Source organism: Kitasatospora sp. NPDC005748, assembly GCF_040630735.1.
Classification (GTDB): Bacteria; Actinomycetota; Actinomycetes; order Streptomycetales; family Streptomycetaceae; genus Kitasatospora.
Map to the genome: position 1 here is coordinate 44,150 of NZ_JBEXYD010000007.1, position 18,377 is coordinate 62,526.

General features: G+C 75.2%; 16 protein-coding genes. 7 read left to right on the top strand and 9 right to left on the bottom strand.

Annotated features, from left to right (window positions below; all coding sequences use genetic code 11):
* Positions 1–7: 7 nt before the first annotated feature.
* From ABZ495_RS08105 to ABZ495_RS08125, 5 genes are all read right to left on the bottom strand, one after another.
* On the bottom strand, positions 8–868 hold the full coding sequence (locus ABZ495_RS08105) for a PHP domain-containing protein (RefSeq protein WP_359834960.1): 861 nt from the start codon (positions 866–868) through the stop codon (positions 8–10).
* Positions 869–931: 63 nt separating this feature from the next.
* Positions 932–1,570, bottom strand: a complete 639-nt coding sequence (locus tag ABZ495_RS08110; RefSeq protein WP_359803276.1) for a DUF6758 family protein — start codon at positions 1,568–1,570, stop codon at positions 932–934.
* 316 nt (positions 1,571–1,886) lie between these two features.
* The gene (locus ABZ495_RS08115; protein ID WP_329489482.1) at positions 1,887–2,033 is read right to left on the bottom strand and encodes a hypothetical protein; all 147 of its coding nucleotides are present in this window, start codon (positions 2,031–2,033) and stop codon (positions 1,887–1,889) included.
* Between the two features lie 334 nt (positions 2,034–2,367).
* On the bottom strand, positions 2,368–3,255 hold the full coding sequence (locus ABZ495_RS08120; RefSeq protein ID WP_359834962.1) for an alpha/beta fold hydrolase: 888 nt from the start codon (positions 3,253–3,255) through the stop codon (positions 2,368–2,370).
* A 144-nt stretch (positions 3,256–3,399) separates the two neighbouring features.
* On the bottom strand, positions 3,400–5,157 hold the full coding sequence (locus tag ABZ495_RS08125) for a DEAD/DEAH box helicase (RefSeq protein WP_359835037.1): 1,758 nt from the start codon (positions 5,155–5,157) through the stop codon (positions 3,400–3,402).
* A gap of 715 nt (positions 5,158–5,872) precedes the next feature.
* Here ABZ495_RS08125 and ABZ495_RS08130 point away from each other — a divergent pair.
* Positions 5,873–6,601, top strand: a complete 729-nt coding sequence (locus tag ABZ495_RS08130) for a ferritin-like fold-containing protein (protein ID WP_329489484.1) — start codon at positions 5,873–5,875, stop codon at positions 6,599–6,601.
* A gap of 23 nt (positions 6,602–6,624) precedes the next feature.
* Here the strand turns inward: ABZ495_RS08130 and ABZ495_RS08135 are convergent, their stop codons facing one another.
* From ABZ495_RS08135 to ABZ495_RS08145, 3 genes are all read right to left on the bottom strand, one after another.
* Entirely contained in the window at positions 6,625–6,942 is a 318-nt protein-coding gene (locus ABZ495_RS08135) for a hypothetical protein (protein WP_329489485.1), read from the bottom strand.
* Positions 6,943–7,067: 125 nt separating this feature from the next.
* On the bottom strand, positions 7,068–7,295 hold the full coding sequence (locus tag ABZ495_RS08140) for a DUF3107 domain-containing protein (protein ID WP_329489486.1): 228 nt from the start codon (positions 7,293–7,295) through the stop codon (positions 7,068–7,070).
* 131 nt (positions 7,296–7,426) lie between these two features.
* Positions 7,427–8,089 (bottom strand): TetR/AcrR family transcriptional regulator, encoded by a 663-nt coding sequence (locus ABZ495_RS08145; protein ID WP_329489487.1) that lies wholly within the window; start codon positions 8,087–8,089, stop codon positions 7,427–7,429.
* Positions 8,090–8,296: 207 nt separating this feature from the next.
* Here ABZ495_RS08145 and ABZ495_RS08150 point away from each other — a divergent pair, with 207 nt between their 5' ends.
* The 5 genes from ABZ495_RS08150 to moeZ all read left to right on the top strand — a co-directional run bounded on the left by ABZ495_RS08150 (position 8,297) and on the right by moeZ (position 14,941).
* A complete protein-coding gene (locus ABZ495_RS08150) occupies positions 8,297–9,220 on the top strand; it encodes an alpha/beta hydrolase (RefSeq protein ID WP_359803271.1) in 924 nt (307 codons plus the stop codon).
* A gap of 398 nt (positions 9,221–9,618) precedes the next feature.
* Positions 9,619–11,247: a DUF3492 domain-containing protein gene (locus tag ABZ495_RS08155; RefSeq protein WP_359834964.1), complete on the top strand. Its 1,629-nt coding sequence runs from the start codon at positions 9,619–9,621 to the stop codon at positions 11,245–11,247.
* Complete coding sequence (locus ABZ495_RS08160; protein ID WP_359834966.1) at positions 11,247–12,395, top strand: hypothetical protein; 1,149 nt, start codon at positions 11,247–11,249, stop codon at positions 12,393–12,395. The genes ABZ495_RS08155 and ABZ495_RS08160 overlap by 1 nt, the downstream gene beginning before the upstream one ends.
* Before the next feature lie 89 nt (positions 12,396–12,484).
* Positions 12,485–13,498: an NAD-dependent epimerase/dehydratase family protein gene (locus ABZ495_RS08165; RefSeq protein WP_359803266.1), complete on the top strand. Its 1,014-nt coding sequence runs from the start codon at positions 12,485–12,487 to the stop codon at positions 13,496–13,498.
* A 264-nt stretch (positions 13,499–13,762) separates the two neighbouring features.
* Positions 13,763–14,941, top strand: a complete 1,179-nt coding sequence (gene moeZ, locus ABZ495_RS08170) for an adenylyltransferase/sulfurtransferase MoeZ (RefSeq protein ID WP_329489492.1) — start codon at positions 13,763–13,765, stop codon at positions 14,939–14,941.
* 59 nt (positions 14,942–15,000) lie between these two features.
* On the opposite strand, the gene ABZ495_RS08175 is transcribed toward moeZ, so the two are convergent.
* Positions 15,001–17,832 carry a lysylphosphatidylglycerol synthase transmembrane domain-containing protein gene (locus ABZ495_RS08175; RefSeq protein ID WP_359834967.1) on the bottom strand — a complete coding sequence of 944 codons (2,832 nt, stop codon included), beginning with the start codon at positions 17,830–17,832 and terminating at the stop codon, positions 15,001–15,003.
* Between the two features lie 134 nt (positions 17,833–17,966).
* Here ABZ495_RS08175 and ABZ495_RS08180 point away from each other — a divergent pair, with 134 nt between their 5' ends.
* On the top strand, positions 17,967–18,311 hold the full coding sequence (locus tag ABZ495_RS08180) for an MGMT family protein (protein WP_359803263.1): 345 nt from the start codon (positions 17,967–17,969) through the stop codon (positions 18,309–18,311).
* The last annotated feature ends 66 nt before the right edge of the window (positions 18,312–18,377 follow it).

Consider the following 18,377-nt stretch of genomic DNA (forward strand, 5'->3'; position numbering starts at 1 on the left):
GGTGGGCTCAGCCCTCGATCGGCTTCGCGCCGGTGGCCTGGGCCAGCAGCGCCTCGTAGACGCCGGGGTCGGTGGTGTGCTCGCCGAGCCGGACGCTCTTGCGGGTGCCGTGGTAGTCGCTGGAACCGGTGGTCAGCAGGCCGAGGTCGGCGGCCAGTCCGCGCAGCCGGGCCCTGGTGGGTTCGTCGTGGTCGATGTGGTCGACCTCCAGCGCGGCGAGCCCGGCCGCCGCGAGGTCCGCGATCACCTGGTCGGAGACGGTCCGCCCGCGCTTGACCGCGCCCGGGTGGGCGAAGACCGGCACCCCGCCTGCCGCGCGGACCAGCCGGACGGCCTCGGCCGGGTCGGTCTCGTGCTTGCGGACGTCCGCCCGGCCGCCGTTGGCCAGCCATTGCGGGGTGAAGGCGTCGGAGACGGTGGCCACCACCCCCGCCTCGACCAGCGCGCTGGCGATGTGCGGCCGGCCGACCGAGCCGGTGCCGGCGATCCGCTGGACCTGCTCCCAGCTGATGTCGGCGCCCAGCGCGCGGCAGCGCTCGACGACGGCCCGCCCGCGGCGGAACCGGTCGGTGCGCACCAGCTCGCGCTCGTCGGCGAAGGACGGCTCGGCCGGGTCGAAGAGGTAGGCCAGCAGGTGCAGGCTGATGCCGTCCACCGCGCAGGACAGCTCGGCGCCCGGGACGAGGCTCAGCCGGGTGCCGGAGGGCAGCGCGCGGACCGCCTCGGCGGCCTCGGCGTGACCGGCCACCGTGTCGTGGTCGGTGAGCGCCACCACGTCCAGGCCCGCGGCGGCGGCCGCCGCGACCAGCTCGGCCGGGCTGTCGGTGCCGTCGGACGCGTTGCTGTGGGCGTGCAGGTCGATGCGCACGGGGTCGGCTCCTGGGGTGGGCGGCGGGTGCCGCCCAGGATAGTGCGGGCGCCCGGCGGGCCGTCAGGCCAGCAGCTGGGGGGAGAGCGCGCCGCAGGGCAGCAGGCCCAGCTCGGCGCCGGCCTCGCGCAGATCCGTGAGGACGAGCTCGTCGTACATCACCAGGGCGGACTGCTCGGGCCAGGCGACCGCCCAGAGCCAGAGGCCGCGGGCCTCGCCGACGAACACCGCGCGATCGGCGGGCGCGTCCGGGACGTGGAACATCGGGGTGGGCCGCCCGGCTGCCATCAGCTTGGCGTCGGCGGGCTTGTAGAGCGAGACGGACTCGCCCGGGTCCGGCCCGGACAGGCCCGCGTACCGGGCGCCGAGCCCCACGCCCAGCTCCTCGGCGACCAGCACCAGCTCTCCGAAGCCGCCCAGCGGCGCCGGTCCGGAGCAGGCGACCGCGGTGGCCCGGGCGCCCGAGACGTCGTCGCCGACGTGCGCGATGCCGGTGTAGAGCCAGCCGACCGGGAGCGGCCAGGGCAGCCAGACGGGGACCTGGGAACGGGCGACGGCCACGCCGAGCGCCTCCACGCTCGGGGGCAGCACGGGCTGCATCGGGTGCACCGCTCCGTGCCGGTCGCACTGCCAGGTGTCTGAGAACAGACCGGGGGCGCGGACCCGACCGGCGCACCTCGGGCAGCTAGGCTCGCCCCTCATAGCCGACAACGCTCCTCCCTCCGGACCGCCGCGTCAAGGACGATCACCCGTACGGAGGGCGCGGCGGTACCTGTCGGTGCGGACACCCGTTCGGCGCCGGGCGGGCGCGCTGCGGGCGGTTCCCGCTAGGGAATGTCCAGCGGCGGCCGGTGGCAAACGTCGGTGCCGCTCCGGGTGGGCCGGGCCGGACGCACTGACGCCCCGTCAACGGCGATCGCGGTGACGGGGCGTCAGTCGGGTATCGGAACGTCGGGATCGGACGCTCCCGGCTCTTCGGCGGCGGGTGAGGGCTCCCGGTCGGAGGCGCCGCGCTGGGTCAGACGGTCGGGCACGGACGGATGAGCAGGCGCTCGCCGGTGCGGGCGGCGGCCTGGACGAGTTCGCGGACGGTCTCGGCGTCGGCGATCACGCGGTCGGTGGCGGTGCCGTGGGCGTCGTCCAGCCGGACGATCTCGAAGCGCATGGGCCTCTCCTTCTCTTGCCCCGGCGGGCGGGGCGGTCGTGGCTGAGTGGGTATCAGCCCTTTCGCGGTCTGTCGGATCGAACGGTCGACGGTCTGCTGAGGCAAAGGGGCTCCCCCTGCTTGCCAAGTACGTCTGGTACCTCGTGAACCACTGTCTCGTGGTGCTGCTACCGGGCCGTTGCCCGTCCGTAAAGCCCAGGTTTCGGCGGATTGTCGCCAGCGTCGACCCCGACGATGATTCCCGGACAGAATCAAATATTACCGCAACTAACGACTTTTGTCGTGGGACTTCCCGGGGCGGGGCGCCGGCGCCCCGCCCCGGGGTGGTCCGGGCTCAGCCCCAGAAGGCCAGCAGGGCCTCGGCCGTGGCCTCCGGCCGTTCGGCGTTGGGGGAGTGGCCGGCGTCCTCGATCACCACGCGGCGGGCGCCCAGCCGCTCGGCCATCCGGGTCTGCTCCGGCACCGGCCAGGCGTAGTCCCGGACCCCGGAGAGCACCAGGACGGGCAGCGCGGCCGCGGTCGCGGCCAGCTCGTCCACCCGGTCGGGCGCGGCGATCAGATGGGCGCCGGTGGTGGCGAGCGCCTGCGGCACGTTGGCCACCCAGCGGCGGTGCAGGAACTGCGCGACCTCGGGGGCGGGGCGGCGGGCCCGGTCGCCGCCGGTCTGCTCCGCCTGCTGCTCCATCTGCTGGAGCACCTGCCAGATCTCCTCCAGGCTCATCGACGGCAGCACGCCGATCAGCAGCTTGGTCCGCTCCGCCTCGGCGGGCTCGATCGAGGCGGGTCCGGTGGACATCAGGGTCAGCGAGCTCCACGGCAGCGGACCGTCGGCGGCCGCCGCCAGGACGGCCTCCCGAGCCACCTGGCCGCCGAAGGAGTGGCCGAGCAGGTGGAGCGGCGCGTCGCCCTCGGCGAGCACCTCGGAGAGCGCCCGGACGTCCGCCCCCAGGGCGTCGACCGCGTAGGCGGCCGGATCGTCGGGGCCGCCGCTCTCGTACTGGCCGCGCTGGTCGACCGCGGTCACCCGGTAGCCGGCCGCGGCGAGCGGCTCCAGGAGCGCGATGAAGTCCTCCTTGCTGCCGGTGAACCCGGGCACGAGCAGGGCCGTCCCGCGGACCGCGCCGGCCGGCTCCGCCCGCAGCGCGGCGAACTCCCCGCGCGCCGTCGGCACCCGCAGGGCGCGCGCGCAGCGGGGGAGGGTGAGGAACGGCGGCGTGCTCATGGGCGATCTCCTGCGTGCGCGGGTGCGGTGCGGCGGGGCGACTGGCGCCGGTGACGCCGAGCGTAGCCGGGTGGAAACGCCGCAGGGGGCGACGCCGCCCGGTGGCCGGACGGGGTCGCCCCCTGCGCGTGGTGCGTGACCGGATCAGCTCTCCGGGGCCGCCTCGGGGGCGGCAGCCGCCGGGCGGCGGGTACGGGCCCGACGACGCGGGGCCGCGGCCTCGGCCGGGGCGTCCGCGCCGGCCTCTGGGGCCGCGGCGGCCTCGGCGACCGGCTCGGCCGTCGTCGCCTTGGCCCGCGAACGGGTCCGCTTCACGGCCGGCTTCCCCTCGGACTTCTCCGCGGTCTGCACGGCGGCGGCCGGAGCGGCGGCCTCGGCGACCGCGGCGGGCGCCTCGGTCACCGCGTCGACGGCGGTCTCGCCAGCGGCGGCGCGGGGACGGCGACGGCGGCGGCGCGGGGCCGCGCCCTCGCCCTCGGCGCCCTCGACGGCCGGAGCCGCCGGGGCGTCGACCGCGGCGACGGCCTCGGTGGTCGCGTCGAGCACGGCGTCACCCTCGACCGTGGAACCGCCGCGGGTGCGACGGCGCTCGCGGGCCCGGCGGGCGGGCTTCTCCTCGGCCGCCTCGGCGACGGGGGCGGCGCCCCGGCCGCCACCGGTCCGGCCGCCCTTGGAGGCGCGACCGGGCGCCGAGCGGGCCCCGCGACCGCCGGTCTCGCCGAGGTCCTCGACCTCCTCAGCGCCCAGCCCGGCCCGGGTCCGCTCGGAACGCGGCAGCACACCGGTGGTGCCCTTGGCGATCTTCAGCAGCTCGAACAGGTGCGGCGAGGTGGAGTAGGTCTCCTCCGGCGCGTTGAACGACAGGTCCAGTGCCTTGTTGATCAGCTGCCAGCGCGGGATGTCGTCCCAGTCGACCAGGGTGACGGCGGTGCCGGAAGCGCCGGCGCGGCCGGTCCGGCCGATCCGGTGCAGGTAGGTCTTCTCGTCCTCGGGGCACTGGTAGTTGACGACGTGCGTCACGCCCTCGACGTCGATGCCGCGGGCCGCGACGTCGGTGCAGACCAGGACGTCGACCTTGCCGTTGCGGAAGGCCCGCAGGGCCTGCTCGCGGGCGCCCTGGCCGAGGTCGCCGTGGACGGCGCCGGCCGCGAAGCCGCGCTGGGTCAGCTGGTCCGCGACGTCGGCCGCGGTGCGCTTGGTGCGGCAGAAGATCATCGCCAGCCCGCGGCCGTCGGCCTGCAGGATGCGCGAGACGAGCTCGACCTTGTCCAGCGAGTGCGCACGGAAGATGTGCTGCTCGGTGTTGGCCACGGTGGTGCCCGTGTCGTCCGGCGCGGCGGCGCGGATGTGGGTCGGCTGGTTCATGTACCGGCGGGCGAGGCTGATGACCTGGCCCGGCATGGTGGCCGAGAACAGCAGCGTCTGCCGCTTGGCCGGCAGCATGGTCAGGATCTTCTCGACGTCGGGCAGGAAGCCCAGGTCGAGCATCTCGTCGGCCTCGTCCAGGACGAGCGAGCGGACCCGCGAGAGGTCCAGCTTCTTCTGCCCGGCCAGGTCCAGCAGGCGGCCCGGGGTGCCGACCACGATGTCGACGCCCTTCTTGAGCGCCTCGACCTGCGGCTCGTAGGCCCGGCCGCCGTAGACGGCGAGCACGCGCACGTTGCGGACCTTGCCGGCGGTCTGCAGGTCGTTGGTGACCTGGGTGCAGAGCTCGCGGGTCGGGACGACGATCAGCGCCTGCGGTGCCTCGTGGAGCTGCTCCTCGGTGCCCCGGCCGGCGTCGACGTCGGCCCGGACGACGACCCGCTCGATCAGCGGAAGGCCGAAACCGAGGGTCTTGCCGGTGCCGGTCTTGGCCTGGCCGATGACGTCGTGGCCGGTCAGCGCGACCGGGAGGGTCATCTCCTGGATGGGGAAGGGGTGGATGATGCCGACGGCCTCCAGGGCCTCGGCGGTCTCCGGGAGGATCCCCAGGTCCCGGAAAGTGGTCTTGATGGGTTCAGCGTTGGTGGACAGGGTGCTGCCTCTTCCGTGTGGAGGGGCCGAGAACGAGCGGCGGGCGGGCAGCCGCGCTGCTGCGTACGGGCCTGGACGGCCCTGGTACAGCTGCGTGGACGCACAACCGCGCCGGTCCCTGCGGCCGGCCGGTCCGCGGGGCCCGGTGAGGGGCGCGGTCACGGCGGCGTCGGGGAGGATTCCCTTGAGGGACCTGCGCGGGACCTTGCGCCGTGCGGCGCGGTCTCGGCGGCCCTCGCTCGGCCACTGATGCGGTGCCAAGGCTTGAAGTCCAAGCCATGGTCGGAGCCGATCGGCTCTCCGACCGGGCATCCGCGTACGTGAGTGCCCGGCTTCCGGTGCGGGCACGTCCTGCCGGACGGTGCCGCTACGAAGCGGGCTTGCCCGGCGCACCGAGACGGCGGTGACACCGTGCGAGCACTACGGACCTCGCTACCACCATACAGTCACGCGACGACTCGAACACGTGACGCGTCTGACATCGTCCGCACCGGACCGTCGCGCCGGCTCCGCGCCGGGCTCCCCGCGCACCGGTCACGGAGCGGGTGCCGGGGGCCGCCGCGCGTGTGCGGGGGGCCGCGCCGGACTAAGGTGGCAGGTCATGGAGACCCATGGTGAGACGCAGGACGACACGGCCGGCTCGATCGGGGACTGGGCGAGCTGCTCGGCCGATCCGGGCTACCGGGCGGCCGTGCTGGACCTGCTCGGCGCCCTCGCGTACGGCGAGCTGAGCGCCTTCGAGCGGCTCGCCGAGGACGCCAAGCTCGCGCCGGGCCTCGCCGACAAGGCCGAGCTGGCCCGGATGGCCTCCGCCGAGTTCCAGCACTACCAGCGGCTGCACGACCGGCTCGCGGAGGTCGGCGCGGACCCGCAGGAGGCGATGCGGCCGTTCGTCGAGCCGCTGGAGCTGTTCCACCGGATGACGGCGCCCTCGGACTGGCTGGAGGGCCTGGTCAAGGCCTACGTCGGCGACGCGATCGCGACGGACTTCTACCGCGAGGTGGCCGTGCGGCTCGACGACGACACCCGGGACCTGGTCCTCGGCGTGATGTCGGACACCGGGCACGCCCAGTTCGCGGTCGACAAGGTGCGGCAGGCCATCGAGGCCGACCCGCGCTCGGGCGGCCGGCTGGCGCTCTGGGGCCGGCGGCTGATGGGGGAGGCGCTGAGCCAGGCCCAGCGGGTGGTCGCCGAGCGCGACGCGCTCTCCAACCTGCTGGTCGGCGGCGTCCAGGTGCAGGGCTTCGACCTGGTCGAGGTCGGCAAGATGTTCAACCGGATCACCGAGGCGCACACCAAGCGGATGGCCGCGCTGGGGCTCGCCTCCTGAGCTGCCCGGCCGGGCCGGCGGGCTCAGGCGTGCCGCTGCCGGCGGTGCGCGCCCGCCCGGTGCGGGCGGTGCCGGTGGGCGGGCTGGCGCCCGGCCGCGAGGTCGGGCCGGGCCAGCACCGAGGTGAGCAGTGCCGAGGCGACCGCCGCGATGCCGATGCTGGCCGCCGGGACCCGGCCGTCCAGCGTGAAGTGCGTGATCACCCCGCTGAGCAGGGCCGACACCAGCGCCGTCCCGAGCGTCAGCCCCCGGCCGGCCGGGAAGTACGCCGGCAGGGCCAGCAGCGCGGTGGCCCCGACGATCAGGCCGACGAGGGCGAAGGCGATCGACTCGACCAGCAAGGGTGCCTCCCCGGTGCGGTGGGCGGCTCCGGACGGCCGCACTTGTCGCCGTACCCCGGTCCACCCGGCCGTACACGCAGTGGTGCCCCGTTCCCCGGGCGGGGAACGGGGCACCACGAAGCAGCTCAGAGCGTGCCGAACCCGACCTTGCGGGCGGCCTGCTCGCCGATCTCCACGTACGCCAGGCGCTCGGCCGGGACGATGACGCGGCGGCCGTGCTCGTCGGTCAGCGCGAAGAGCTTCGAGGGGCCCTCCAGCGCCTTGGCGATCGCGCTCTCGACCTCATCGGCGGTCTGCGAGCTCTCGATCACGATCTCGCGCGGCGCGTTCTGCACGCCGATCTTGACCTCCACGACTTCCGTCCCTCCGGGTTGCAGCCAGCCACGCGCGGTCACCGGACCGCCTGGGACAAGCGTTCGTGGTGATCGCGCCGTACGGCTTCACCATAGAGCACCGGATCAGTGCCCTGGCGAAGGTCGGCGGATCACTGGTCGGCGGCCTGCGCCTCGGCGGCCTCGGCGGCGGGGTGCATCGGGAAGCCCTTCAGACCGCGCCAGGCCAGGCTGGCGACCAGCCGGACGGCTTCGTCGCGGGGGATCTCCAGGCCCTGGGAGAGCCAGTAGCGGGCGGTGATCTGGGCCAGGCCGCAGACGCCGGCGGCGAGCAGCTTGGACTCGGCCTCGGGGAGGTCGGTGTCCTCCTGGATGACCTTGCTGACCAGGGTCGCGCTGGCGTCCGAGGCCCGCTCCACCCGCTCGCGGACGGCCGGTTCGTTGGTCAGGTCCGACTCGAAGACCAGCCGGAAGGCACCGGACTCGCTGGAGACGTAGTTGAAGTACGCCTCCATCGTCGCGGCCACCCGGTGCTTGTTGTCGGTGGTCGCCGCGAGCGCCTCGCGGGTCGAGTCGACCAGGGCGTCGCAGTGCTTGTCCAGCAGCGCCAGGTAGAGCTCCAGCTTCCCGGGGAAGTGCTGGTACAGCACCGGCTTGCTGACCCCGGCGCGGTCGGCGATGTCGTCCATGGCGGCCGCGTGGTAGCCCTGCGCGACAAACACCTCCTGGGCGGCACCGAGCAGTTGTTCACGGCGGGCGCTTCGCGGCAGGCGGGCACCGCGCGGGCGCTCCTGCGCCTCCTGGATGGCCGTCACGGCGCTCCTCACTTCACGGGTTTTCGGGGCTGGCAAGATGACCGATTCTACTTTTCGGTAACCGCGTTCGCGCTTGGCGAGCGTGAGAAAAGCACCGAGCCCCCTTGTCAGGAGCCCACAATACGGCGCTGACCACCGGCGACGGCAGTGGTGCGACAAGAGCTGGGACGGCCCCGGTGCACCCGCGGCTCACTACCATCGTCCACCATGAGCGGCGCCGAGCAGCGGGTACGTACGGAGGCTGGGGATCCCGCGGGGGTCCGGACGGTCGGCGCCGCCGGTGCGGAACTGGCGGTGCACCGGCCCGGCGGCGGGGCCGCCGACGGCCGGGAGCAGGCACTCTTCGTGCACGGACTCGGCGGCTCGGCGGCCAACTGGACGGCGCTGATGGACCGGCTGGCCGGCCTCGTCGACGGCGAGGCGGTGGACCTGCCCGGCTTCGGGTACTCGGCGCCGCCCGCCGACGGCGACCTCTCCGTGTCCGGGCACGTGCGCGCGGTGACCGGCTACCTGGAGAAGACCGGCCGCGGCCCGGTGCACCTCTTCGGGAACTCGCTCGGCGGCGCCGTCGCCGTCCGGCTCGCCGCGCTCCGGCCCGATCTGGTGCGCAGCCTGACGCTGATCTCGCCCGCGCTGCCCGAGCTGCCACCGCAGCGAACCGCCTGGCCGACTGGGCTGCTCGCGGTGCCCGGCCTGCCCGCCCTGCTGGGCCGGCTGCCGTCGAACGGCCGCAGCCCGGAGGACGCCACCGAGGGGCTGCTGCGGCTGGTCTACGGGGATCCGCGGAGCCTCTCGCCGGCGGCCCGGGCCGAGGCGGTGGCCGAGTACCGGCGGCGGACCGCGGTGCCGCACGCGATGCGGGCGCTGACCGGCTCGGCCCGCGGGATCGTCTCGGCGTACACCGAGCGGGGCGAGCAGGCGCTCTGGCGGCAGGCGGAGCGGGTCACGGCGCCCACGCTGCTGGTGTACGGGCTGCGCGACAAGCTGGTCTCGTACCGCTCGGCGCGGCGGGCCTGCGCGGCGTTCGGGGACGCCCGGCTGCTGGTGCTGCCGGACTCCGGGCACGTGGCGATGATGGAGCACCCGGAGCGGGTGGCCCGGGCGGTGCGGGAGCTGCTGGCGCGGGGCTGAGCGGGGGCGCGGGAGCGGCCGGCGCGGGGCTGAGCGGCGGTGCGGAGCGGCCCCGGCGGGGGCGGGGGGACGGACGGGCGGTAACGCCCCGCTCCGGGGCGAGGTCACGCCGGTTCACTCGTTCAGGTGGCAACCAGGCATGTGACCGATGGAGGGCCGGGGCCCGGTCCTACCTTTCTGCTGGCGGACCGAACAGGTGTGGGGGAGTGGCGGCCGCCGGAGGAGCCGGAGGGCGGCCGCACGCAGGGAGCCGGTGGTGCGACCGCCGGCCCGGGCCGCGGTGCTTCCGGCCGACCGGACTCCTCCGCCCGGGCCGCACCCGTGCCCGCACGGGGCGCCCGGGTGCCGATCGAGCCGCTCCAGCCATCCGTCGTCCCGTTCTGTTCTGGAGGTCTCCCGTGCGCGTTGCACTGCTCACCGAGGGTGCCCGTCCGCACCCCGGACACGGCGTCGGCGGCTGGTGCGCCCGGCTGGTGGAGGGTCTCGCCGAGCACGACTTCGAGCTGTTCGTCCTGGCCGGCGCGGCCGGTTCGGGCATCGCCGAGTGCCCGCGGGGGCGCTGGCCGGCGGTGCACGAGCTGGCGCTGTGGGGGCGCCGCCCGGCCGGCCGGCTGCCCGGCGCGCTGCGCGGACGCCAGTACGCCCGGGCGTACGAGGAACTGGTCCGGGCCCTGGTGATGCCGGGCGAGCGGGCCTCGTTCGGGGCGGGGCTGTACCGGCTGGCGGCGCTCGCCCGGGAGGACGGCGGCCTGTCCGCGTTCCTGGCCTCCGCCGCCGCCCGGCGCACCCTGGAGCGGGTCTGGCGCTCGCCCGGCGCCGACACCACGGCCGGGCAGCCGCTGGTCCGTGACGTGCTGGTCGCGGCGGACCTGCTGGAGCAGTGCCTGCGCCCGCTCTCGGCCCCCTGGTACGGCGCCGGGCCGGGCGGCCTCGGCTCGGCCGACCTCTGCCACGTGGTCGGCGGCGGTCCGGCGGCGCTGCCGGCGCTGGTGGCCAAGCGGCTGCACGGGGTGCCGTTCGTGGTCACCGAGCACGGGCTGCACCTGCGCGAGCAGTACCTCGGCTACCGCGAGGCGCCCTACCGCTGGCCGGTCCGGGCCCTGCTGCTCTCCTTCTTCCGCTCGCTCACCGAGGAGGCGTACCGGCAGGCCGCGATACTGACCCCCGGCAGCGCCCACGACCAGCGGTGGCAGCGCCGCTGCGGCGCCGACCCGGCGCGGACCAGGGTGGTCCACGAGGGCACTCCGGCGGTGGCCCGGGCCGCGGCCGGCCCGGAGCCGGCCGCGCCGACGCTGGCCTGGGCGGGCGCGCTCGAGCCGGGCCGGGACACCGAGCTGATGCTGCACGCCTTCGCGCGGGTCCGCGCCGAGCTGCCCGCGGCCCGGCTGGTGGTCCACGGCGAGGAGGCCGTCCCGGGCTACCGGGCGCACTGCGAGGCGGTGGCCGACCGGCTGGGGGTGGCCGGGGCGGTGGAGTTCGCCGGGCGGCCCGACTCGGTGGCGGCGGCCTGGGAGAGCGGCACGGTGGTGGTCTTCTCGGCACTCTCGCAGCGCGGCCCCCGGCTGCTGGCCGACGCGATGCTGAGCGGCCGGGCGGTGGTCTCGACGGACGTCGGGGTGGCCCGGGAGGTGGTGGGCCCGACCGGACTGCTCGTCCCGCCGCGCGACCCGCGGGCACTGGCGGGCGCCTGTCTGGCCCTGCTGCGCGACCCGGAGCGGCGGGCCCGGCTGGGGCTGGCGGGCCGGTTGCGGGCGCAGGAACGCTTCGCCGTGGAACCGGTGATCGGCGCGTTCCGGGAGATCTACCTGGAGCTGGTCTCGCAGTGGCCGGCCTTCCCGGCGGCCCGGTCCGGTGGTGCGGCCGCCGAGCGGCCCCGTCCGTTCGCCCGGCCCGCCGAGTACTGGCTGGCCGACCGCCGGGACGGCGCCGGCACCGGGCAGCCGGTCGGCGAGGGGCAGGGCGAGGGCGTGGACGAGGACGCGGGCGAGGCGTCCGAGCGGCCCGGCGCACTCGCGGAGGCCCTCTGATGGCCGGCGGCGCGCCGGTCGCCGGCAGCGGCCCGGCCACGGGGCCCGGAGTCTTCGGCGATCCGGTCCGGGAGGTGATGGCGGAGCACCGGGAGCTCTGCGAGCGGGCCGTCGATCCGCTGGAGATCGCCGCCGGGCTGGAGGAGGCGGGCTGCGGGCCGGAGACGGCCGCGCGCTGCCGGCACGCCGATCTGTTCTCGCTCGCCGACGAGCTGTACGCCCGGGTGCCGCGCCGTCCGCCGCCGGACCCGGCGGCGGTGCCGGACGGGCACCGGCCGCGCCGGTGGGGTGCGGCGCTCCGGGCGGCGGCGCTGGCCGTGCCACCGGTCGGGGCGGCCGTCGGGGCGGCCGGTCGGTGGCCGGTGCTGCTGCCGGCCGCCGCCGTGCTCGCGCTGGGGCCGGCGGTGTCCGCCTCCGGGCGGGCCGACCGGGCCGCGACCGGCGCCCCGGCCGTCGACCTGCCGGACGCCGGGCTCGGACCGTCCGCCGGGGGCCCCGGCCCGCGGGCCCGGCGGTTGCGGCCGGCCGGGCTGGGCCACGGGTGCGGGGTGGCCGCCCTGCTGCTGCTCCCGCTGGCCGGGGTCGGCGCCGGGTTCGGGGCGTCCGGCACCGGGGACACCCGGGTGACGGCCGCGCTGGTGCTGGCCGCGGCGCTGTCGGCCGGGTCGGCCGAGTGGGCGGCGCGCTGGTTCCGGCACATCGCCCGCGGCCACCTGTGCGTGGCGGGCACCCTCGCCGAGTTCCGGGCCCGGATGCGGCCGGTGCTGCCGGTGGCCGTCGCCCTGCACCTGGCCGTCCTCGCGGTCCTGACCTTCGCCGCCCTCGCGGTGCTGACGGCCGTGGCGCCCCGGCCCGGGCCGGGCCACGGCGGCGGACTGCCCCACCTGGTGGCCGAGCGGGCCGACCCCGCCCAGTGGGCGGCGCAGGGTGTGCTCGGGCTGCTGCTGGTGCTGCCCGCGCTGCTGGCCCGGTCCGGCCGGACCGTCGCCGCCGCGCTGGGCGCGCTCGCCGGGCCGACCGCCGTCGCGGCGCCGCTCCTCCTGGGCCGCTCCGCGCCGACGGCCTGGCTGCTCGGCGGAGGTGCGGTCGCGCTCGCCCTGCTGGCGTACGCCTGGCCGCTGCTCGGCCGGGCCGACACGCACCGCTGAGCCCGGCCCCACCGAACCGTTCGACCTCCCCGTTGTTCACTCTGTCCGCCAGGTCGTACCCGACCTCGCTTCGTGGAAGGACACCCCCGATGAGGGTGCTGCTGCTGGGCGCCGACGGCTTTATCGGCCGCCGGGTCACCGATCGTCTGCTCGTGGACCAGGAGTTGCAGGTGACGGTGCTCGGCCGGCGCGACTCGGCCGACATCCGCTTCGACCTGACCACCGGGAGTCCGGGCGCGCTCGCCCGGTTCCTGGACGCGGTCGCGCCCCAGGTGGTGATCAACTGCGCGGGCGCCACCTACGGCAGCTCGCGGACGCTGATCCGGGCGAACACGCTGGCCGTCGCCACGGTCTGCGAGGCGATCCGGCGCAGCCGGGAGCCGGCCCGGCTGGTGCACGTCGGCTCGGCGGCCGAGTACGGGCCGGTGCCGGGCGGGGTCCCCGTCTCGGAGGGCGCCGAGCCGCGTCCGGTCGGCCCGTACGGGGTCTCCAAGCTCGCCGGGACGGAGCTGGTGCTGGCCTCCGGGCTGGACGCGGCGGTGCTCCGGGTGTTCGACGTGGTGGGGCCGGGGGCGCCGACGGCCTCGCTGTTCGGGCGGCTCGCCGAGGGGCTGCGCCGGGCGCTGGAGCGCGAGGAGTCGCAGGTGCGGATGCCGGACCTGTCCGGATACCGGGATTTCGTCGACGTCCGGGACGTCGCCCGCGCGATCCAGGCGGCGGCGGTGTCGGCGGCCACCGGGGTCATCAACATCGGCAGCGGGCACGCCGTCCGGGCCCGCGAGGCGGCCCAGCTGCTGGTCCGGGCCTCGGGCTTCGAGGGGGCGATCGTGGAGGAGAACCGGCCGGTGCTGCTCCCCGCGCAGGCCGGCGGGCCGGTCGAGCACGTCGACCGGCACGCGGACCGGCACGCGGGCCAGCACGGCGGCCCGTACCACCGGCCCGCGGAGGCACGGCCGGCCGAGGGGCGGGGCCCGGCGGGCGAGCCGGTGCCGTGGCGCCAGGCGGACGTGCGGACCGCCCGGGATCGTCTCGGCTGGCGGACACAGGTGCCGCTGGAGGAGTCGCTGGGCGACGTCTGGCTGGAGACGGCCTGCCGGGTCTGACCCGCCGGCCCGTGGTGCCCGGGCGCGCGACGGCCCCGCTGAGGCGGGCCGCGGCGCTCCCGGGCGCCCGTCGTCCGCCGCCCCCGGGGGCTCCGGTGGGCGGTCCCAGTATCCGAGGCCGGCTGTCTCGCCAGTCGGACGGGCTGTCTCGGAATACCGGGGCGGCATGACACTGTTGGCCTAGCTGAGCCACCGCGGTGGCGGAGCGTGAAGCCACTAGAGGTCGGCCCCTGGCCACCTGAACCGACGACCATCGGAGTCCCCGTGTCGCTGCCACCCCTGGTCGAGCCGGCCGCCGAGCTCACCGTCGACGAGGTCCGCAGGTACTCCCGCCACCTGATCATCCCCGACGTGGGCATGGCCGGGCAGAAGCGGCTGAAGAACGCCAAGGTGCTGTGCGTCGGCGCCGGCGGCCTGGGCTCGCCCGCGCTGATGTACCTCGCCGCCGCCGGCGTGGGCACGCTCGGCATCGTCGAGTTCGACGTGGTGGACGAGTCCAACCTGCAGCGGCAGATCATCCACGGCCAGTCGGACATCGGCCGCTCCAAGGGCGAGTCGGCGCGGGACTCCGTCAAGGAGATCAACCCCTACGTGGACGTGATCCTCCACGAGGAGCGCCTCGACAACGACAACGTGATGGAGATCTTCTCCGGCTACGACCTGATCGTCGACGGCACCGACAACTTCGCCACCCGGTACCTGGTGAACGACGCCGCGGTGCTGCTCGGCAAGCCCTACGTGTGGGGCTCGATCTACCGCTTCGACGGCCAGGCCAGCGTGTTCTGGGCCGAGCACGGCCCGTGCTACCGCTGCCTCTACCCCGAGGCCCCGCCGGCGGGCATGGTCCCGTCCTGCGCCGAGGGCGGCGTGCTGGGCGTGCTCTGCGCGTCCATCGGCTCGATCCAGGTCACCGAGGCGATCAAGCTGCTGGCCGGTGTCGGCGAGCCGCTGGTCGGCCGGCTGATGATCTACGACGCCCTGGAGATGAACTACCGCCAGGTGAAGGTCCGCAAGGACCCGAACTGCGCGCTGTGCGGCGAGAACCCGACGGTCACCGAGCTGATCGACTACGAGGCCTTCTGCGGCGTCGTGTCGGAGGAGGCCCAGGCCGCCGCCGCCGGTTCGACGATCACCTCGAAGCAGCTCAAGCAGTGGCAGGACGACAAGGAGGACATCTTCCTGATCGACGTCCGCGAGCCCGGCGAGTACGAGATCGTCAACATCCCCGGCGCGGTGCTGATCCCGAAGAACGAGTTCCTGATGGGCAACGCGCTGGAGTCGCTGCCGCAGGACCGGAAGATCGTCCTGCACTGCAAGTCGGGCGTCCGCTCGGCCGAGGTGCTGGCCGTGGTGAAGGCGGCCGGGTTCTCCAACGCCGTCCACCTCGGCGGCGGCGTGCTCGGCTGGGTGAACCAGGTCGAGCCGCACAAGCCGGTCTACTAGCAGACGCCGGAAGGGCCCGCCGGAGCGATCCGGCGGGCCCTTCCCGCGTCCCGGGGGCCCTACAGGGCGCCCTTGCGCTGGAGCATGTTGTAGGAGATCCAGCCGGGTAGCACGGGCAGCCAGAAGGTGAGCGCCCGGTAGAGGAAGACCGCCGGGGTGGCGATCGTCGGGGGCACGTCGGCGACGGTGAGCGCACCGATCAGGGCGACCTCGACCGGGCCGATGCCGCCGGGGGTGGGGATGGCCGAGCCGGCCGCGTTGGCGGTCAGGAAGACCACCGCGACCGCCGAGAAGCTGATGCTGCCGCCGAAGGCCTGCACCGAGGCGTCCAGGCAGGCGGTGAAGGAGAGCGTCAGCAGCAGGATCCCGCCGAAGCCGGTGACCAGCTTGCTGGGCGTCTGCATCAGGTCGAGCATCCGCGGCACCACGCCGAAGAACAGCGAGCGCAGCCGGTTCAGCACGAACCGCCGCAGCGGCGAGACGGCCGCGACCACCAGGGCGAGCACGGCGGCGGTCAGCACGCCGATGATCACCGCGCGGGAGGCCGAGAGGTCCCCGTTGGTCTGGCTGCCGGTGATCAGGCCGAAGCTGAACAGCAGCAGCAGGTGCCCGGCCAGGCCGGCCAGTTGGGACGCGCCGACCGAGGCGACCGCCTGCCCGGAGCGGATCCCGGCCTTCTGCAGGTAGCGGGTGTTCAGCGCGATGCCGCCGATCGCGGCCGGCGCCACCAGCTTGACGAAGGAGCCGGCCAGCTGGGCCGCCACGGTGCGGCGGAACGGCAGCTTCTCCGGGACGAAGCCGGTCAGGCTCATCGAGGCGGCGACGTAGCTGAACGCGGCGGCGGCGAGCGCCACGGCCGCCCAGGCCCAGTCCATCTGGGAGAGCTTGAGCTGGGCCGGCTTGATGGTGGTCAGCGCGAGGTAGGCGGCGAAGGTGAGCGCGATCACCATGATCAGGCTCTTCGGCTTCAGTCGCTCCAGCTTGGCCGTCTCGGTCGGCGCCTCGGGGGCGATCTGGAGGATCTGGCCGCGGATCCGGCTGAGCAGGTCCTCCCCGGCGACCGCGATGTCCTCCTCGGCCTGCTGCTGGGTGCGCTCGCCGGCGGCGACCTGCTCCAGCGCCTGGGCCCGGGCGGCGGTCTTGCGCTCCTTGGTGAGCTTCTTCAGGTCGACCCTGGTGGAGCGGCTCAACCCGACCGGCTGCAGCAGCGGCAGCGCCTGCGCGACCCGCTCGGCGCCGAGGACGGCGTTGGCGGTCGCGACCGCCCGCTCCGGGCCGATCCGCAGGGCGAAGGTGGTGAGCAGCTGGGCGACGTCGATGCGCAACGTCAGATCGGTGGCGGCGATGTCGCCGCCGGAGAGGTTGACCAGGCAGGCCGCCTTCTCGTCGACCACCAGCAGCGACTCGCCGGTCAGCCGGCGGTGCGCGATCCGGCGCTCGTGCAGGGCGGCGACGGACTCCCAGAGCGAGGCCATCACCCGGTCGGTGACCTCCTCGTCCGAGAGGTCGTCCAGGATGCGGCCCTCGACGTTCTCGTAGACCAGGATCGCGGCGTCCGGGCCCAGCTCGGAGGTGGCCACCAGCTGCGGCGAGCGGGCGCCCGAGGCGGCGGCCGCGTAGGCGATCAACGCCTCCTGCTCCAGCGCCTGGCGCAGCGACTGCGGGCTGCGGCGGACGGCCACCGAGCGCAGCCGCAGCCGCCGCCAGGCGCGGTAGAAGAAGCCGGAGGCCTGCTGCTCGCGGTCGATGATGTGGACGTCCAGCGGCGGGCCGCTCTGCTGGCCGACGTAGTAGCGGCGGGTGCCGCCGGGGGCGTCGGGGGCGCGGTGGGCGCTGGCCGGGGTGAAGCCGACCTTGCGCAGGCCGATCATCAGGTGCTGGCCGGTGGGCCGGATGTTGGGCGAGCCGATCGCGTACAGCGTGCCGTACGCGACGGACCAGCCGATCAGCACGGTGAGCAGCAGGGACAGCGGGGTGGTGTAGCCGCCGAGCAGCTCGGTGAGCCCGCTGAAGACCACCACCACCCAGAGGGCGACCCGCCAGCGCGGCCGGCTCGACATGCCGACCGCGGTCATGTAGGCGATCACCGGCGCCAGATAGCCGTGCACCGGGTCGGTGAGGGTGCCGTTGCTGTCCATCGGCAGCCGGGTGAGGGCGTCCCGGATGTGCTCGGAGGCGCCTTCGGCCACCCACCAGTCGATGCCCAGCGAGACGCCGTAGGAGAGCACCGAGGCGAGGACGCCGTCGGCGACCCGCAGGCCGTCGCGTTTGATCAGGCGCTCGACCGCGAAGGCGAGCGGGACGGCGAGCACCGCGACGCTGGAGACCAGGCCGGTGATGGTGGCGAGCACCGGGGAGAAGCGCGGCGCGTTGGAGGCGATGTCCAGCTCGATGCCGGTGGTGGTCGAGGTCGCCACCCCGGCCAGGACGAACACGGCGACTATGCCGAGGACGCCGGCCAGGAAGCGGATCAGGTCCGACGGGCGGTGCGCGCGGGCGGCGAGCAGCGGTTCGTCGACGTCCAGGTAGGGGGTGTCGTCCAGCGGGTCGTACCCCTCGTACCCGGCGTGCTCCTGCGGCCGCTCCTGTCCCTCGGGTACCAGGAAGGGCTCCTCGGGTACCGGGGGCGGCTCCTCGGCCGCCGGGGACGGCTCGGGGACGGCGGGCGGCTCGGGCTGCTGGGCCGGGACGCCGGCCGGGGCCGGTCCGGGCGCCCCGGTCCCGGGGACGGCCCCGGGTTCGGTCGGCTGCGGGGTCTTGATCGTCCGGTCCTTGATCAGGGAGACTTCGGGTGTCGGCGTGGCGGCGGGCTCTTCACCGGGGCCTGCGGGCATGGTGTCGGAAGACTCGTCGGAGTCCTCGCCCTCGCCCACGTCAGCCGTCCCGGTCATCTGGTCTTGTCCTCGTATCACCACTCACCGCCCCGAAGATGGTGGCATGCCGCGGCGCCCCGTGCTGGACAGGGGCCGGATCGGGCGCGGCGGATCATGCTTACCGTGCCGCGCGCCCGGGCCGGGGAGGAAGAATGCCGCAGGTGACGGACGCTACCGACGACGCCGGACCGGGCGGCCTGCCGCCCTTCGCCGAACTGGTTCTCGACCTGACCGAGCGGATTCCACCCGGCCGGGTGATGACCTACGGAGACGTTGCCGAGTACCTCGGCCAGGGCGGCCCCCGCCAGGTCGGCCGGGTGATGGCCCTGTACGGCGGCTCGGTGCCCTGGTGGCGGGTGGTCCGCGCGGACGGCCGGTTCCTGCCCGGACACGAGCACCGCGCCCTCGCCCGGTACGGCGAGGAGGGCACCCCGCTGCGCGAACTCGCCGACCCGCCCCGGGTCGACCTGAAGCGGGCCCGCTGGGACGGCCGGTAGCGCCGAACCGGGTGCGAGGACGGGAATGACGGGGCAGGATCGTAGGCTCGATACGGACGGGCCCCG

Bases quoted from the DNA above. Each gene is read 5' to 3' on its own strand.
- ABZ495_RS08115 (WP_329489482.1), bottom strand. From the start codon at position 2,033: ATGCGCTTCGAGATCGTCCGGCTGGACGACGCCCACGGCACCGCCACC.
- ABZ495_RS08130 (WP_329489484.1), top strand. From the start codon at position 5,873: ATGGAGACCCATGGTGAGACGCAGGACGACACGGCCGGCTCGATCGGG.
- ABZ495_RS08160 (WP_359834966.1), top strand. From the start codon at position 11,247: ATGGCCGGCGGCGCGCCGGTCGCCGGCAGCGGCCCGGCCACGGGGCCC.
- ABZ495_RS08110 (WP_359803276.1), bottom strand. From the start codon at position 1,570: ATGAGGGGCGAGCCTAGCTGCCCGAGGTGCGCCGGTCGGGTCCGCGCC.
- ABZ495_RS08150 (WP_359803271.1), top strand. From the start codon at position 8,297: ATGAGCGGCGCCGAGCAGCGGGTACGTACGGAGGCTGGGGATCCCGCG.
- ABZ495_RS08165 (WP_359803266.1), top strand. From the start codon at position 12,485: ATGAGGGTGCTGCTGCTGGGCGCCGACGGCTTTATCGGCCGCCGGGTC.
- ABZ495_RS08180 (WP_359803263.1), top strand. From the start codon at position 17,967: ATGCCGCAGGTGACGGACGCTACCGACGACGCCGGACCGGGCGGCCTG.
- ABZ495_RS08125 (WP_359835037.1), bottom strand. From the start codon at position 5,157: ATGACCCTCCCGGTCGCGCTGACCGGCCACGACGTCATCGGCCAGGCC.
- ABZ495_RS08120 (WP_359834962.1), bottom strand. From the start codon at position 3,255: ATGAGCACGCCGCCGTTCCTCACCCTCCCCCGCTGCGCGCGCGCCCTG.
- ABZ495_RS08175 (WP_359834967.1), bottom strand. From the start codon at position 17,832: ATGACCGGGACGGCTGACGTGGGCGAGGGCGAGGACTCCGACGAGTCT.